Source organism: Halopseudomonas sp., from assembly GCF_041579695.1.
In the GTDB taxonomy this organism is placed as follows: domain Bacteria; phylum Pseudomonadota; class Gammaproteobacteria; order Pseudomonadales; family Pseudomonadaceae; genus Halopseudomonas.
On sequence record NZ_JBFGFI010000198.1, the window covers coordinates 1 to 1,812 of the forward strand.

Below are 1,812 nucleotides of genomic sequence, written 5' to 3' on the forward strand. Positions count from 1 at the left end.
CCTTTCCCCGGACTACCACCCAGATTAATTTTGATCCCCGGTCCGCTCAACGTCACTCCGCTAGGATCAAGCTTCAAAAAGGAGCCGCCGCCCCGGGCGGTCAGTTCCATGCCAGCATCAATCACCACCTTGTCGCCGGCGTAGTAGTGGATTTCATTACCCGCTTCGATGAACTGCCCTGTGCCCAGCTTGATATTCTGACTGGTGCCGATGGTCAGGTGATCGCTCGCCCTGATCTCGGACTTGCGATCGCTGTGGGTGGTGTGGTGCTCTTCGGCCATGAACTCGGTGTAGCTGTTCGCTTCGGCTCGATCATGCCGCTCGTTGCCGACGCGGATTTTCTGGTCGTTCTCGATGTTTTCGTCCCAGTCGCGCTGGGCGTGGATGTAGATCTGTTCCTGGTCCTTCTTGTCTTCGATGCGCAGCTCGTTATAGCCGCCACCGCCGGGTGAGCTGAGGGTCTTGAACACGCTGCGGGTCTTGTTGGCGGGCAGTTCGTAGGGGGCCGGGTGAGTCTTGTGATAGAGGCAGCCGGTGACCAGGGGTTGGTCTGGGTCGCCTTCAAGGAAAGTGATCAGAACTTCCATACCGACGCGAGGAATGGCGATGCCGCCGTATTGATTGCCAGTCCATCCTGAAGCTACGCGCAGCCAGCAACTGGTGCGTTCGTCGCCCTGGCCTTCGCGATCCCAATGGAACTGCACCTTGATGCGGCCGTATTGGTCGCAGTGGATCTCTTCGCCTTCCGGGCCGGTGACGACTGCAGTCTGGGTACCCGGCACTTTGGGTTTGGGATGGTCGAGTTGCGGTCGGTATTGCACGTCCCAAGGGGCGGCGGTGAACTGGTTTCGGTAGCCCTGAGCGAAGCCGTCGCTGTCTTTAACATCGCTGGTGACGGATTCTTCCAGTACCTGCGGTTGTTTGCCTTCGTGCTGGATGCTGACCACCAGCCACAGGTCGTTCCATTCGGTGCGAGGGTGCTCTGACAGGGTCAGAAAATGGCCGGTGACCAGGCTGGGTACATCGCTCTTGCCTTCCGCCAGACGGTAGTCGCTGCGATGACGCTCCAGGCTGCGTTTGGCCAGCTGTTTGCCCCGGGCGCGTTGGGTAAAGCGACCGGGGTAGTCGTAATCTTCCAGGTCGGGCAGCGGTACCGGTTGCTCGTCTCCTTCGACCGACTGCTCAGCACCGTGCGCGGCTTCCATCAACAGGTGCGGCTTTTCAAAATCGTAATCCCGGCGGGTGACGCGGCTGGGGCGGGTTTCGATGCGCATGGCGAAGCGTTTGATCACCGGTTCGTCGGCGACCAAGCCGCTGTCCTGGATATAGACGGTGGGGCGGACCAGTTTCGGGAAACCAGTCTGATCATCGCCGAATACCAGCAGGTGGTTCTCGATGCTGTGCTCGAAGTGAAAATGGATGCCTTCCTCTTCACACAGGCGCTGGATGAAGTGCAGGTCGGTTTCGTCGTACTGGGTGCAGTAGATCCGCTGTGGGTGGTCGCTGTTGAGCTGGAAGCGGAAGGCGTCGGTCTGAATGCCGTGGTCGTTCAATACGCGGCTGATGATCTCGGGTACGGTCAGATGCTGGAAGATACGCTGGTTGGTGCGATGGCCGAGATAAGCCAAATGTGGCACCAGGTCGATGTGATAGCGCGTCAGCCGCTTGCCCGCATCCCCTTGGGCGACGCGGTGGATCAGGCCGTGGATGCCCTTGCCCTGGCCAGCGAAGGTAAAAAAAGCTGGTTGCTGCAGCAGTGCTTCAATATCCAGATCAGGGCGTTCGCTGACCAGTTCCAGTTGGAAGCAGTAG

At 59.4% G+C, this 1,812-nt stretch carries 1 protein-coding gene; it reads right to left on the reverse strand.

The genetic code is table 11. The annotated features are described in order from the left end of the window. The coding region (gene tssI, locus ABYA88_RS16350) for a type VI secretion system tip protein TssI/VgrG (RefSeq protein WP_373188441.1) at positions 1-1,812 on the reverse strand (1,812 nt) is incomplete at both ends.